1 protein-coding gene is annotated in these 688 nt (G+C 58.9%); it reads left to right on the plus strand.

The features are described 5' to 3' along the window. Positions 1–688, plus strand: a 688-nt coding sequence (gene ccoP, locus B2W52_RS07340) for a cytochrome-c oxidase, cbb3-type subunit III (protein WP_286802187.1), incomplete at both ends; no start/stop codon positions are given.

Raw genomic sequence — 688 nt, forward strand, 5'->3', positions numbered from 1 at the left:
GGCTGCTGGTGGCTGCTTTGGGCAACCCGCAAGAGCCAGACAACCGATACCGAAACCGACCGCACCATGGGCCATTCCTTTGATGGCATTGAGGAATACGATAACCCACTGCCAAAGTGGTGGTTTTACCTGTTCCTGGCCACTTGTGTTTTCGCCCTCGGTTACCTGGCCCTCTACCCGGGACTGGGCAACTATAAGGGTCTGCTTGGCTGGACTTCCACTAATCAGTGGGAAGCAGAGGTCGCCGAGGCCGAGGAAAAATACGGCCCGATATACGCCCAGTACGGTGAGACTCCGGTTCCCGAACTGGCCGAGAACAGCGATGCCATGAAAATAGGCCAGCGTCTGTTCGCCAACAACTGTGCGGTTTGCCACGGCTCTGCCGCTCGTGGCCAGGTTGGCTTCCCCAACCTGACCGACGACGATTGGCTGTGGGGCGGAACACCGGAAGCAATCCTGGAAACCTTGCACAATGGCCGTATGGGTAATATGCCGGCCAAGGGCACCATGCCCGGCATGACCAACGAGCAGGTGGATCAGGTTGTGAACTATGTTCTGAGCTTCAGCGGTCGGGAAAAAGACGCCGAAGCTGCCAAAGCAGGCGAACAAGTGTTCGCTCAGGCCTGTGTGGCCTGTCATGGCCCCGAGGGCAAAGGCATGGAGGCCATGGGCGCCCCCAACCTGACGG

Source organism: Marinobacter sp. UBA2498, from assembly GCF_002341575.1.
Taxonomy (GTDB): Bacteria; Pseudomonadota; Gammaproteobacteria; order Pseudomonadales; family Oleiphilaceae; genus Marinobacter; species Marinobacter manganoxydans.